The sequence below is a fragment of the Streptomyces sp. NPDC046759 genome, assembly GCF_040645475.1.
Classification (GTDB): Bacteria; Actinomycetota; Actinomycetes; order Streptomycetales; family Streptomycetaceae; genus Streptomyces.
Map to the genome: position 1 here is coordinate 51,169 of NZ_JBEYYJ010000024.1, position 12,828 is coordinate 63,996.

The 12,828-nt window shown below is 68.3% G+C and carries 11 protein-coding genes, 1 tRNA gene and 1 pseudogene; 5 read left to right on the top strand and 8 right to left on the bottom strand.

Translation table 11 applies throughout. The annotated features are described in order from the left end of the window. Positions 1–432: 432 nt before the first annotated feature. Both ABZ919_RS28670 and ABZ919_RS28675 read right to left on the bottom strand, forming a co-directional pair. The gene (locus ABZ919_RS28670; protein ID WP_361253240.1) at positions 433–1,188 is read right to left on the bottom strand and encodes an AAA family ATPase; all 756 of its coding nucleotides are present in this window, start codon (positions 1,186–1,188) and stop codon (positions 433–435) included. 411 nt (positions 1,189–1,599) lie between these two features. Beyond that, on the bottom strand, positions 1,600–2,100 hold the full coding sequence (locus tag ABZ919_RS28675; RefSeq protein ID WP_361253242.1) for a hypothetical protein: 501 nt from the start codon (positions 2,098–2,100) through the stop codon (positions 1,600–1,602). Between ABZ919_RS28675 and ABZ919_RS28680 the strand changes: the two are divergent. Next, a pseudogene (locus ABZ919_RS28680) lies at positions 2,080–2,246 on the top strand (helix-turn-helix domain-containing protein); the annotation flags it as partial. The gene ABZ919_RS28675 and the pseudogene ABZ919_RS28680 overlap by 21 nt on opposite strands. Here ABZ919_RS28680 and ABZ919_RS28685 read toward each other — a convergent pair. Further along, positions 2,233–2,424, bottom strand: coding sequence for a hypothetical protein (locus tag ABZ919_RS28685; protein ID WP_361253407.1), 192 nt, complete (start codon positions 2,422–2,424; stop codon positions 2,233–2,235). The pseudogene ABZ919_RS28680 and the gene ABZ919_RS28685 sit on opposite strands and share 14 nt — an antisense overlap. A 96-nt stretch (positions 2,425–2,520) precedes the next feature. After that, complete coding sequence (locus tag ABZ919_RS28690) at positions 2,521–3,531, bottom strand: AsnC family transcriptional regulator (protein WP_361253244.1); 1,011 nt, start codon at positions 3,529–3,531, stop codon at positions 2,521–2,523. A 97-nt stretch (positions 3,532–3,628) separates the two neighbouring features. On the opposite strand from ABZ919_RS28690, the gene ABZ919_RS28695 reads away from it, so the two are divergent. Next, on the top strand, positions 3,629–5,104 hold the full coding sequence (locus tag ABZ919_RS28695; protein ID WP_361253246.1) for an MFS transporter: 1,476 nt from the start codon (positions 3,629–3,631) through the stop codon (positions 5,102–5,104). Positions 5,105–6,635: 1,531 nt separating this feature from the next. Continuing rightward, positions 6,636–6,857 (top strand): hypothetical protein, encoded by a 222-nt coding sequence (locus ABZ919_RS28700; RefSeq protein WP_361253248.1) that lies wholly within the window; start codon positions 6,636–6,638, stop codon positions 6,855–6,857. A gap of 331 nt (positions 6,858–7,188) precedes the next feature. Here ABZ919_RS28700 and ABZ919_RS28705 read toward each other — a convergent pair whose 3' ends face one another. After that, positions 7,189–7,338 carry a hypothetical protein gene (locus ABZ919_RS28705; RefSeq protein ID WP_361253249.1) on the bottom strand — a complete coding sequence of 50 codons (150 nt, stop codon included), beginning with the start codon at positions 7,336–7,338 and terminating at the stop codon, positions 7,189–7,191. 385 nt (positions 7,339–7,723) lie between these two features. Between ABZ919_RS28705 and ABZ919_RS28710 the strand changes: the two genes are divergently transcribed. Then, positions 7,724–7,800 (top strand) — tRNA-Met (locus ABZ919_RS28710). A 90-nt stretch (positions 7,801–7,890) separates the two neighbouring features. Here the strand turns inward: ABZ919_RS28710 and ABZ919_RS28715 are convergent. Further along, a complete protein-coding gene (locus ABZ919_RS28715) occupies positions 7,891–8,505 on the bottom strand; it encodes a hypothetical protein (protein WP_361253251.1) in 615 nt (204 codons plus the stop codon). 1,115 nt (positions 8,506–9,620) lie between these two features. After that, positions 9,621–11,219, bottom strand: coding sequence for a hypothetical protein (locus tag ABZ919_RS28720; RefSeq protein WP_361253253.1), 1,599 nt, complete (start codon positions 11,217–11,219; stop codon positions 9,621–9,623). A gap of 153 nt (positions 11,220–11,372) precedes the next feature. Here ABZ919_RS28720 and ABZ919_RS28725 point away from each other — a divergent pair, with 153 nt between their 5' ends. Further along, the gene (locus ABZ919_RS28725) at positions 11,373–11,774 is read left to right on the top strand and encodes a hypothetical protein (protein ID WP_361253255.1); all 402 of its coding nucleotides are present in this window, start codon (positions 11,373–11,375) and stop codon (positions 11,772–11,774) included. Positions 11,775–11,812: 38 nt separating this feature from the next. Here ABZ919_RS28725 and ABZ919_RS28730 read toward each other — a convergent pair whose 3' ends face one another. Next, positions 11,813–12,406 carry a hypothetical protein gene (locus ABZ919_RS28730; RefSeq protein WP_361253257.1) on the bottom strand — a complete coding sequence of 198 codons (594 nt, stop codon included), beginning with the start codon at positions 12,404–12,406 and terminating at the stop codon, positions 11,813–11,815. Positions 12,407–12,828 lie beyond the last annotated feature (422 nt).

The following is a 12,828-nucleotide window of genomic DNA, read 5'->3' on the forward strand; positions in this document are numbered from 1 at the left end:
GGGGATGGCGCCCCCGGACCTTGGTCAGCGGTGCAGCACGAGGGCCTTTCTCGCCGAGTCGCGCCTGCACGGTGGCCTCGTCAAAGGCGTCATCCCTGAACAACTCCAGCAGCGCGATCACGGCGCCCCGCCGCACCAGGAGAGCAGTCGCACATACGCTGTAGGCCTGTCGACGGGCTCGTTGTTCCTCCGTGTCAGCCTCCACCCGGCAGGTGATCCTTGCCGATCCCAGCATGCCTGCCACGCCGATGATCGTGCCGGGAAGTGTCCCGCCAAGGCCTGCAAGACCCGAGTAACGTCGTTGAGTCCACCCTGGCATTCTCAGGCCGAGCACCACCTTGTGGTTCGCGAGGCGGCTGGCCGGCCTCGCTTCCCCGGCGGGTGCATGCCTCGTGCTGGATGGCCGGGCAGAGATCGCGTCGAACGGGCTGTCTATGCCTCCTCGGCGAACATCCGGTCCAGGAAGCGCTCAGGGTGGTTGACGAACGCACGGGTCAAAGCCACGGGCTCGGCCTGCTCATATTCCACCTGCTCGATGGTCCCGTCGCTTTCGATCTGCAGAATTCGTGCCCCGGGCATGGCCAGCAGGATCGGCGAATGCGTGGCAACCACGAACTGGCACCCCTGGTGGAGGAGTTCCCGGATCCGAACCATCATCGCCAGGCATCCCTGCACCGACAGGGCTGCCTCTGGCTCGTCCAGTACGTAGAGACCGTTCGGGCCGAAGCGGTGGTGCACCAGATCGAGGAACGACTGGCCGTGGGAGCGTTCGTGCAGGGACCGGCCGCCGTAGGCGTGCAGCAGTTCCCCCGAGCCTTCGTCCAGCCGCTCGATCTCGGTGGCCACGTTGTAGAAACTCTCCGCGCGCAGGAAGAAGCCCGTGCGAGGTCTACGGTTCCAGCACACAGTCAGGTGATCGCCCAGATCGGACTCGGTGGCCCGGCTGGCGAACCGGAAGGACCGGGAACCGCCCTCGGGGTTGAACCCGGCGGCCAGGGCCAGCGCCTCGATCAAGGTGGACTTGCCCGAGCCGTTGTCGCCGACCAGGAACGTCACCGCCGGATCCAGATCGAGCCTGTCCATGCCGGCGAGGCGGGTGACGACCGGCAGGCTGAAGGGGTATCGGTCGGTGCCCACGCGCGAATCGAGCGCGACATAGCGGACAAAGCCCTGGCCGTGGCGAGTCATCGGCTCCCCGTTCTCATCCAGTCCGGCGCACCAGGGTCCATCGGAGTCATGCCCTGACCATAGATCCAGGCACTGACAGCCTGTGGACTGGGCGCTGTACGCGCCCAGCCACCGCGAGCGGTATCCGGTGTTGTCCTGCGGCGGTCCGGGCGACGGCGCCGCGCCGTCAGTGGTCGTCCGGGGCCCGCGCGCCACTGGCGGGGGAGCGCCACCGCGAAGACCCGCCCTGGTGGTGCGGTGGCGAGGGCCGGAGTTCCCCTGTGGTGAGGCGTCCACTGGCATGTCGATCGGAGCCGGAGCGCAGTAGCTGCTCTCGATGCCGAACAGATCGAACGACAGATAGCAGCCAGCGCTTGCGAGTCGACGCATGTCACGGATGTCGAACAGTGTGCGCTCTACGTGACTCATGAGTCAGCGTGACACGTCGCCCCCCGCTCTCGTGACGATGTCCACGCACTCGAACGGCGCCTTGGGGTCGCGGCCAGGGTGTATCACCAAGGCCAGCCCTGACGCGAGCTGGGTCCGTACCGCGGCGCGCAGCGCCATGACCTCGCTGTGCGACGGTGGCCACCCGAGACCGATCTCCCCAATGACGCCGGCCCGGACGCCCGTCGAAGCCACACCGTCGACGATGTCGGCGAGGATCAGGGCCGCCATGCGCTCCTCGCCCAGTTCGGCGAGACCGCCGGGATGGAACCGCTCGGCGTAGTAATCGCAGCCCATCACGATGTTCACGTCCGTCGCCGAGGAGACGGACTTCAGACCTAGGGGGTCACGACCGATCCCTGCTGGCGCATCGCGTTCGGGATCGGGAGACCCCTTCCGCGTCTTGGTCCGCAGGAAGGTGATGCCTCGGCGCACGAGCAGGAGCCGTAAGGCTTCACGGCCGATGTGGTATGCGGTGTGAGCCACCGGTTCGACGAGATCGGCCTGGCCTGCCTGGACCCTCGATGGTCGGGAGGCCGTCCCCGCCTGCCCACTCCTGACGACGAGGACTTCTTCATCCAGACGGCCACCACCTGCCCAGCAAACTCGGCCAGCCCTTCACCCGCTGGTCGCCTCCCGCACCGGGTCCTCGTCGGCCTGGACCAGCCGGGCGATCACCGGGACACGGTGCTGGCCGGCCGAGGCGAGCAGCATCATCGCCCGCCGGTAGCGCATCGAGCTGGTACTGCCGCGGCGCACGACCTGCTGCAGCTTCTGCTCTTCCTGATCGGTCAGTCTGCGTACCCGCAACAGACTCGGCCACCATCCCTCCAGCAGACTGAACGGACGTCAGCACACATCCCACCGAAGGAACCAGCGGCCCGGCGAACCTTCCCGGTCAGAGCACTAGCGGCGGCGCCTGGGCGGCTTGCCGATGGCCGGGAGCGGTCCAGCCATCTTGAGCGTGCGCAGCACGGGCGCGCTGTCCAGGGTGCGGATCGCCTTCAGGGCGCCCAGGCGTTCGATGAGGTAGCGGTGCAGTGCCGCCGGGTCGGGGCACAGGGCGTGGGCGGTGAGATTGTGGGGGCCGGTGACGGCGGCCACGTAGGCCAGCTCCGGGTGCCGGGCCAAGGTACGGGCGACCTGGTCGAGGTGGGCAGGGACGACGGCCATCCACAGGAGCGCCTGCGTGGTGACGCCCAGCAGGGCGGAGTCGAGTTCGACGTCGAAGAAGAGCCGGCCGTCGGCCCGCAGTTGCTCCAGCCGACGCGCGACGGTGGCGGGCGACCATCCGGTGGCTGCTGCAAGGCTGCTCAGACTCGCCCGACCGTCGCGCTGGAGGGCGGCGAGCAGGTCGGAATCGGCATCGGTGAGAGCCGCCTGCCCCCCAGAGACGGCGGTGACAGACGCCGCCTCAGCCACGGCGGTGCGCAGGCGGCGCTGCTGCGCGGCGTCGAGGGCTTGTTCATGGCCGGACCAGGCGGTGGGACCACCGAGGTAAGTGTGCAGCACGCAATGTGCGGAGACGGCGGTGATGCCGGCCGTGCGCGGGATGTCGTGCAACAGCAGCGCGTGTCCGGCGGGCCCGTCGGCGGTGGAGGTGTGCACGATCGCGACGATCTCGGTGCCGCCCGAGGCGAGCTTGACCCAGGAGGTGTCGGCGCGGTGGGCCAGCGCGTCGGCAAGGTCCTGGGCGGCGCGCGGGCCCGCGGTCAGCCGCAGCAGCCACTGGGTGCGGTCGCTGTGCTGCGGCTCGGCCAGGCCGACCACCCGCAGCGCAGCGTCTGCGCACAACCGCCGGTAGCGGCGGGAGACCGTCTGCGCCGAGACGCCGAGGACGTCGGCGATCGCACTGAAAGGCGCCCGCCCGTCGATGCGCAGGGCGTGGATGAGACCACGGTCGATATCGTCCAGCATGTGAGAATCATGCACGAAAGACCTTCCAATGGAATGATTCGACAATTCAGCCGCCCAAAGTGGAGGTGGCGCGGCGGCGGCGCGCACTCTCGGGCGCATGTCGTACTCCACCACCACTCCGCCTCCGCAGAGGCGCTGGGCGGGACTCGCCGTGCTGCTGGTCGCCGAGGCCATGAACCTTCTCGACGCCACCATCATGACCGTCGCCGCCCCTGTGATCCGCGCCGGTTTGGGCGGCCCTGCCTCCAGCATCCAGTGGTTCAGTGCCGCGTATACCTTGCCGTTCGCCGTCCTCCTGATCACCGGCGGGCGGCTGGGTGACATCGTCGGCCGGCGGCGGGTGTTCCGTCTCGGCATGGCCGGCTTCGTCCTGGCCTCGCTGGGATGCGCGCTCGCACCGTCCACGGCGGCGCTGATCGCCTTGCGGGCGGTGCAGGGCTCGGCGGCCGCACTGATCATCCCGCAGACCATCGGCATGATCCGTGCCATGTTCGCCGGCCCGGAACTGGCACGGGCCATGGGCACCATAGGCCCGGTCATGGGGCTCGCCGCGGTCACCGGCCCCGTGGTCGGTGGTGTGCTGACCCAAGCGGATGTGCTGGGTTCCTCCTGGCGCGCGGTCTTCCTCGTCAACGTTCCCCTGGGCGCCGCCGTGTTGGCGGCCAGGTCGTTGCTGCGCGAGGACCGTGCCGCGCTCCGGCCGCGGCTGGACCACGCCGGCACGGTGCTGGCGGTCCTGAGCAGCAGCCTGCTGGTCTATCCGCTCATCCAGGGCGGCGCACATGGCTGGCCGGGCTGGTGCTGGCTCATGCTCGCAGCTGGCGGCGCGGGGCTGGCGGGCTTCGCCGCACATCAACGGCAGCGGGCCCGCAGGGGACGCAGCCCGCTCATCGAACCGGGCCTGTTCGTCGACCGTGCCTTCACCGCCGCGCTGGTGTCCAGCGTGCTGTTCTTCTCTGTGGTGGGCGGTCTGATGCTGGTGACCGTGGTGCAGATGCAACTGGGCCTGCACCGCGACGTCCTCTCGGCCGGCTTCACGCTACTGCCCTGGTCCGCGGCGATGGCACTGTCTTCCTGGGCAGCCGGCGCCTGGCTCGTCCCCCGCTACGGGGCCCGGGTCATGAGCGCCGGCCTGCTGGCCCTGCTCGCCGGAGTCGTATCGGCCGCCGCCGTGTATGCCACCAGCCGGCCCGCCTCCTACCCCTGGCTGCTCCTACCCGCGCTGGCCGTGGCCGGGATCGGTCAGGGCCTGTACGCCGTGCCGTTCTTCACCACCGCCCTTCACCGAGTCCGCCCACACGAGACGGGCTCCGCCGCTGGCCTGCTCAATGCGGTGCAGCAACTCGGCGGCACTCTCGGCGTCGCCCTGCTCGGCAGCCTCTTCTTCCATGCCGCCGCGCCCGGCGCCCCCACCCCGGCTGCCGCCGCGCTCACCGGCGCCCGTAACGCCTTCTGCCTCGGCGCCGCGCTCATCCTCACCACCGCAGTGACCACGGCCATGATGCTCCGGCGGCGGCGCCCGTCGCGCACGAGGCCGGATCGACCCTTCGTGCCCGATGCCACGGCCAGGTGACAGCTTTGGAGCGGAGGGCCGTCAACCCATCAGTGCTTCGAGGTCAACTCATTGCCCCTTTGACGCAGTACAAGTTCCCGCCAGGTCCTCTCGAAGCCTGGCATGTCCTCGACCAAAGTCTCCCACGCGGTCTCGTCGAACCACTGCGCATCGGTCGGCCGATACCACTGCTCTGCCGCTGTTGACTGTGGTCACGGGTCCTCCCCTTCCGGACCTGCAGCCGGATGCGCTCCCGCCCAGCCCTCCCTGCGCCGGCAGCCCACCTCGTTGTACGTATCTCAGGCCCCCGGACCTACCGGAACCCACCGGTCACCACCAGGCGACCGGCCTGTGGTCTCACACTCTCGCGTTCAGCAGTTCCCACTGAGGGCGCTCGGGGTCGCGGTCGGCGACGCGAGGTCACCACAGGTCCCACCACCGGCTAGTCCTGCTCACCGAGCAGCCGTCACTGAGTAGCCACGCCGAACAGCCACAACCCGTAGGGCATGAGGATCAAGGGAGCCGAGATCAGCAAACCAATCCTCCAGGATGTCCTTGACCCGACGAAGAGGCCGAATGCCGCCATGAGGATTGGCCAGACGACCAAGACGGCGAAGACGATCACACTCGCACCTGAACCCATACCTGCCCCCTCTTGTCACCCGCCCGGCGTGCATCGGCAGCCTTCTCTCCGATCACGAAGGCACTATTTGAACACGTTCAAATCCCTTGTGACCAGTGCTCTGCCCCGCATCGTTCGCCGGGTTGGCAGGGAGTAGCACGGTGTGCGGTGCGATCGTCCGCGTCGGTCTGCCGAGGGACGCGTTGCAAGCCGCGCTGGGCCTCGACGACGAGATCACTGGAGCGGGCAGCAGCAGGGGACGCTGCCACCTCGACGTGGGAAATCGAGGCGACCCTGGATCCCGGCCTCGCAGTCGACCGGCTGCGTGCCGCGCTCGGCGGGCTCGGCGGGCTCGGTGTCGAGGCATGCGCAACGTTCGACGTCAGCGACTGATCAGGCTGCTGCTCGGCCTCCTCAGCCAATGCCCTTCTCGCTGCGGATGCGGGCGCGTTCGCGACACCGGGCGACGAGGACGTCGCGGTGGCGGGCGTTGGTGTTGCGCCATGGGAGGTAGGCGTGCAGGCGCGGGTCTGTGCCGGGGGGTTGGGTGCTTGGGGTTGGTGATCGCGAACTGCCGCAGCGGGCCGAACCGGGCCTCGATCGGGTTCGCCCACGAGGCGTAGGTGGGGGTGCATTACAACTCGACCCGGTGCTTCTTCGCCCAGCGCCGGATAGTGTCGCCTCTGTGAGCGGATGTGAGCGGACAGGTTGTCCAGGGTCACGTAGATCTGGGCGCCGTCCGGGCGGGAGGCCCGGATCGGCCTCGATGCGGCCAGAGTAGTCGCGGCGCCCTTGTGGTTGTGGTTGACGCCCCGGAGGTCGTCGTCGCCGACGGAGCAGTAGCCGTGGAAGTAACGCACCCCGTCCGTGCGGTGGAACGTGGCGGGATGCCGCTCGGGGCGGCTGTGCTCGGCCCAGCACGACCCGGCGATGGGGCGGATGCCGAGCGGCCCCGAAGTCGGCGAAGGCGAACAGGCGGTCGCGAAAGCTTTACAGGACGTGCTCGATGCGGTCGAACTTGGTGTCGCGATCGGGGTCGGGGGACGCCTTCCAGATTTTGGTGCGCTGGAAGGTGACGCGGCGGCGGGCGAGCAGGCAGCGCAACGCTTCCCGGCTGATCCGGCTGACTTCATCATCCGGGCGAAGTCGTGAGAGGCGTAGGCCACATCGCGTCGCGGTGGTGGCGCTCCTCTGCATACAACTGAGCGTAGGAGTCACGAAGTTGCTCGACCTTGCACTGCTCTTCGGCAGCCCGCTGCACACGGCACGAGCCCACTCTTCCTGCGCGGCTCTCGCAGTTCGGCGTGCTGGGCAAGGCTCGCCGGCGCCGAGCGCGAACGGCGCGTGGCCACCGGTCCGTCCCGTCCGGCCTCACTGAAGACCGCCACGTTGCGTGGCGTGCACGTCGAGCGAGTCCCACGCCACCGTCGCAGACGGTCGAGTCGACAGCCGATGGCGGCTCGTAGAAGGCGAGTGAGTGAACTCAGCCAGAATCCGGCAGCGCCGCCTCACCAAAATCGTCATCCGGCTCCGCACTCGCCTCGCCAGCCGGCTTCACCTCCCGCCGGGGCGGCTTGCGAACCACCCCAGCAGCCGCGCGAGCCAACTGCTCCTGCAACTGGCCGAACGCCATGGAGGCTGACCGCTTCCTCAGCCTGCGATTTCTGCTCATATGGGCATAACGCGCCACTGCACCACCCGTCACCCCAATACCGCCGAACGGAGCACCCGTGCATGTCAGCGGGCGGCTTGGGCCGATCTGTCCCGCGCGTCGCAGGCACCTTCGTCCACGACGTCGCCCTCTGCACCGGCCTGCGCGGACGACCACCCAGCGGACCGCGGCGTGCCCGCACCGCGGCCGTCGCCTCGGAATGACGTCGTACGGTGGTGAACCGCCAGGCCGCCCAGCCTAGTCGGTCTCTGGGCTACGTCGCCCGGGAAACGGTAAGCGGTTGCCGGCGCCCGCTGCTGTAAATCCCTGCCCGGGTCGTCCGCATGGCGTACGCTGGGTACACCGACGCGGGGTGGAGCAGCTCGGTAGCTCGCTGGGCTCATAACCCAGAGGTCGCAGGTTCAAATCCCGCCCCCGCTACCAACATCTGGCCCCCTTTCCGACACCGCGTCAGAAAGGGGGCCAGAGCCGTCTGTGCCGTCCAGTCCTCCCGGGGCGTGGCCATGTCCGCGGTCACCCGTCGAAGTTGGACCAGAAGATCCCGACGCCCATGCCGTTCTCGTCACGGCCGACCAGGATGCTGTTCGACGTGAAGTCACAGGTGGGGAAGACCAAAGCATTCGCGCCGCTCGTCGGGTCGACGACGACATCGAGCATCGGGGTCCGGGAGCCGGCCTCCTGCTGCGCCTCGAACTCGGCCATGGCCCGGGCCACGGGGTCCTCGGCCCCGGCGAACCCAGCGGTCCGGTGGAGGGCCCTGCCGATGACCAGGTTGTCCGGGGTGCTGGAGTAGATCGCGGACGCATCCTCACTCAGCTGGTTGACGTCATCCGACGCCTCCTCCCAGCTCGCACCTATCAATGCCTCCGAGGTGGCACCGCTCGCGACCAGCGCGACCGCCGAGACGGCGGCGCCTCGCTCGTCGTCCCAGTCGAACGCCAGATACACCTCGTGCAGCCCGTCGGCGACGTCGTCGAATGTGAAGAATTCCCCGCCGTCGAGGCCGCACACCGCAATCTCGCCGCGGCTCAACAGCTGCCCGGCCAGCGTGAACTCGCCCAGGTACCCGGGCTCCCCCTCCGGATCGTTCGCTTTCAGAACCGCTTCGATCGCTTCAATCATCTTCATGCCGGTGAGTGTGCCATCCCCCACTGACAGGCCCGGACCAAGCGGCCCGGGGCCTCTGACATGCGGTGTCAGGCGCGATGGCGAGGACGCATGCACGAGCGTCTCGGTCCCACTCCTGGTATGCCCGAGTGGGCACAACAGCTCTCCAACATCGCCATGCACCGGACATGACGCCGAAGCGGAGCCGTCTCCTGAGCGGCCTCACGGGCACCGGGACGTGCGAGGTCCGCAGAGGGCGCTTGTAGGCGAGTTCTTCCTTGCCGGAGACGATGAGTCCGCGGTGCGGGTGGGCCCGCGCGAGAGTCAGTGCTGTAAAGGGTCCGGGCATGAGTAGCTGGTGAGGCCCCGATGAGTAGGTGGGCTCATGTCGCTGTCGGGTCGCCGAGTGCAGCCTGGATCCGTGAACGTGCTCCGGAACGTCAAGCCCCGCGACCTGGCCGACTGGCCCGCGTGTCGCTTCCTTGCCCTGTTTTTCTGGAGCTGGGTGGCGGTGTTCACCTTCGGTCCCGTCCTTCTCCTGGCTGTTCTCTCCGTCGCCTGGATGCAGCCATTGACGTCGGTGATCGCGTTGACAAAAGTGACCGCGCTCCAAGTCGGCTTCATCGCAGTCACCGTGACACCCCCTTTACTTCGCCTCTGGCATCCGTCGTCTCGCCCGCTCCGCCCGGTTCGCGCTGCTGGGTCCCCTGGCCAGTGCCATCGCTCTGGCCGTGTTCCTGTGCCACGGCCCTCACAATTGACCTGTGTCATCGCGGCGTGTCCTCCGATGGTCCGGTCAACAGCTCGATGCCGCCCTGCGCAGCAAGCGTCGATGCAGTGCCTGAACTTCGTGCGCTCATGGCCAGCGCGTTTCTCGGCGCGAGTCGGGAGCCGGGCCAGAAGGTCACGTACGCGGTGGTGACGGTGCCACTGGGTGCGCCGGCAGTCGGGGCGGGCGTGTGCCGGCCGTCGGGATACCTCGTCGACGACGTCTCGCCGCTCGTACACCTTCGGGTACCGCTGCCCGGAAGGCTGACGGAGATTCAAGAGCTCCGCGACTTGGTCACTCGCGTGACCCTCGCCAGGCCGTTCTCACGCAGGGGAGGGCAGCATCAGCAAACCGGCCTCCGACGACGTCATCCCGTTCCCTCGATCGACAGCATGACGGGGCTGCTCTGATCGGTAAGGCTCGCAGCGTGCGTGCACAGCATTGGCACCTCCTGGACGGTCGAGCAGTCCAGGATTCGGCCGTCGGCGGTGCCGATGAGCAGTCGGCCAGGTTCGGCAACGGTCAGCGCGGTCGCCACGACGGGCACTCCGGCAACAGCCAGGTGCCGACGCCAGCGGACGCTGCCGTCACGGAGATCGAGTCCGACGATCTCGCCATCGTCGTACGTGACATAGACGGTCTCCGTGTCGTGGTCGAGGTCCGTGGCTTTCCGGTCCGTCCGAAAGACCCAAGTCGGCTCGCCACTGGCCACCGCGCGCCGTACGACGAACGAGCCGCCGGGTTGCAACCCGTGGCCGTGGTAGACAGTGCCGGCATGAATCAGGTCACCGTCGGCGGTCTCCACGCCGGGGCCGGCGAAGTGTGTCTCACCTGGTTTCCAGGAGTAGGGAAACAACTGATTGCCCCCCGCTCCCCCAGGCTCACGTGGACGTCCGGCAACCGGTATGAATCCCAGGTCCGCTGCCGCCACCCAGACTTCACCTCGTTCAGGCTGCTGCCCGCCCTTCATGGAAGCGGTTCCCAGGAAGTAGATCCGGCTGCCACGCCGGATACGCAACCTGCTGCGCTCCCCGTTCCGCCCAGCTGGGGCGAGGGCGGGCAGGCCGTCAGCACATCGCACCAGGGACACCGAGCTGCAGGGAGTGAGGTGGTCGAGCTGCGCCCCGTCCTGGAGCGCGAGTCGGACCACGGCCTGAGCACGCTCCTCCCACGGAGGCCGCACCAGACCGACCCAGGCCGATCGCTCATCTGCAGCGATGACAATGTCACGGCCGCCACCATCGTCGTCACGGACAGCCCACTGCCGTCGCCCCGAGGGCAGCCAGCATTCCAACCGGACCCTGTCGAGCGTCGCCACGATCCTGCCGTCGCACAATTCCTCAACCGCCCGGATGTTGCGTCGGGGGTCCCAGTTCGTACTCAGACCGGAGACCGTCTGGCGGGCATGCTCTCGACGGTCGGTTCGCGGGGCCGCTACCCGCGGTCCGGCCAGGTCATATCCGGTGATCGACCGGGGTGGTACGACCCTCCAGTCGGGCCGATGCACCACGGCGACGTGCCCTTCGCTCCACGCGTCTTTGTCCTGCCAGTCGTCAGGCGGTGCCATCAGCACACGCAGTTCCTGTTCGCTGAGCCATTCCAAGCCCAGGACCTGGCGGCCGAGCTCGTGTTCGATGAGCGACGTGGCGCTGCCCGTCTCCAAGTCCAGAAGGAGCAGTTCCCCTTCGAAGAAGTAGCCGCCGTCGTAGTGGCCCGTCCCGACCGCAAGGAGGGGGAGCCTGGGGTGGAAAGCCATCGCGTGTACGGGATAGCGGGCATGGACAAGGGCTCGGCAGGCCAGATCATCAGTGCCGTAGACGCCAACAGGCGCAGTGCTGCCGAACTCGTGCACGCCCGCCACGGCCAGCAGCCCGCGGCCCTCGTCATCGACGGCGAGGACGGGATCACTGACCTCGGCGAAGGGACGGTCACCGAGGATTCGATCGATGCGGAACGAGAAGGTCACGGTGGTGATCTTCTCAGCGGTCAGAAGCGCCGTGAAGACGCGGACTTCGAGAAGCCGAACGGAAGAACGTGACGGGGAAGCGCGGCGAGGACTGGATCGCCGCACGTACGGCGCGCTCAGGGGGTCGGGGCTTCGCTGCCGAGGCCGGCCGCGATGGACGCCGAGACCGGCGAGCAGGAGGTCTTCGACCGCGCGAGTGGCGCACCGCCGGCCTGCGCCGTGGCGGCAAGCACGGCCTTCGCGGGCACCTACCCACCGATCACCATCGACGGCCGCCGTTGCATGAACGGCACCCTGCGGTCGGCGACCAACGCCGGACTCGCCGCCGGAGCCCGCACGCTCGTCGTGACCGACCCGCGGGCGGACCTGTTGCCCGGCGAGTTGCTCCCCCAGGAGCTTGCGCGGTCGCCGCGGCGCACACGATCAGCAGCTGCCAAAGCAAGTCGTCCGGTCGCCGTGATCACGATCTACCGCTTGAGTACTGCTCCCTGGTCCCTCGTCCCTGGCCGTGGGGCAGGGTTTGGCGTCGACTACCGGTCAGGATTTGAATCTTAACGACGGGGCACGATGTGGGACCGTCAAGGTCCCGGACGTCAGTCCACCTCATCGCCGTAGGTGTAGGGGTACGTGGCGAAGTAGTGCTCCCCGCGCTTGGCCATGTCCGCGGCATATTCGACTCGTGCCCACCGGTCCGCTGCACTGATGTCGGGGTGTACGGGAAGCGTTTGGGGAGCCGACCAGAGCTGGATCAGGTGCCTCTCCCCGTGGTCGCCGATGCCGGGCTGGGGGTTGTCGACGTGGCAGTACAGGCGCATGCGGACCCAGCCACCGCTGTCGGCAGCCGGTGGCGGCGCCTGAAAGGGCGGTTGCTCTTCGGGCCATGCATCCCAGAAGTCGCCTTGCCCAATGGTGGCGAGGTAGAAAGTGGAAGTTTCGGTAAGCAGGCTCAGCTCCTCCGGCAGCTCCCGTCCGTCACCGGACTCGGGGCGGGGCGGGCTGTCGTGTATCTGAACGGTCATCTGCAAGGGGCCGGTGTCGGTGGTGGGCAGGACGACAGCGGTGGCCTGCGTGGCCGGGCCGCAGCGCCACCCGAACGGCATCTCGGGCGGGAAGTCGTAGTCGTCGAAGCCGATGAAGTAGCCGTGTTCGCCGAGGTCAACGGTGAACGAAGCTTCACAGACCAGCATGGGGACCCTCCTTCAACGGAGCGAGAGTGCCCTGCTCCCGAACACGCCGGGATGCGGGGCACCTGTCCGGCGGCGAGTCTAGCCGCGCTTGCGCGATCAGGTAGCAGGGATCTTGGTCTATGACGTGCATCTGGCATTGCCACGCTGGGTTGCGGCCGCCCTGGGACTGTTCTCGTTGACCTTCATCCAGGTGATTTCCCGCTTGCTGGCGGGGAGGTGGGTGCCGCCCTCGCCATGCGCTGGACCTAGCAAACTCGTGGCCGGCTACCTCCTCGGCGAAACTGCGCCAAGTGCCGAAGCACCGGGCCTGATCGGGTCAGCCACCGCGCGGACCTTTCCGGCCCTGGGGACGAGCAGGCCGATGTCTTCGCAGCGGTAGCCACATTCGCTCGCGCGCATAGCCGTGACATCCGCGATGGCCG

Bases quoted from the DNA above. Each gene is read 5' to 3' on its own strand.
- ABZ919_RS28670 (WP_361253240.1), bottom strand. From the start codon at position 1,188: ATGACTCGCCACGGCCAGGGCTTTGTCCGCTATGTCGCGCTCGATTCG.
- ABZ919_RS28690 (WP_361253244.1), bottom strand. From the start codon at position 3,531: ATGCTGGACGATATCGACCGTGGTCTCATCCACGCCCTGCGCATCGAC.
- ABZ919_RS28695 (WP_361253246.1), top strand. From the start codon at position 3,629: ATGTCGTACTCCACCACCACTCCGCCTCCGCAGAGGCGCTGGGCGGGA.
- ABZ919_RS28700 (WP_361253248.1), top strand. From the start codon at position 6,636: ATGGGGCGGATGCCGAGCGGCCCCGAAGTCGGCGAAGGCGAACAGGCG.
- ABZ919_RS28705 (WP_361253249.1), bottom strand. From the start codon at position 7,338: ATGGCGTTCGGCCAGTTGCAGGAGCAGTTGGCTCGCGCGGCTGCTGGG.
- ABZ919_RS28715 (WP_361253251.1), bottom strand. From the start codon at position 8,505: ATGAAGATGATTGAAGCGATCGAAGCGGTTCTGAAAGCGAACGATCCG.
- ABZ919_RS28725 (WP_361253255.1), top strand. From the start codon at position 11,373: ATGGACGCCGAGACCGGCGAGCAGGAGGTCTTCGACCGCGCGAGTGGC.
- ABZ919_RS28730 (WP_361253257.1), bottom strand. From the start codon at position 12,406: ATGCTGGTCTGTGAAGCTTCGTTCACCGTTGACCTCGGCGAACACGGC.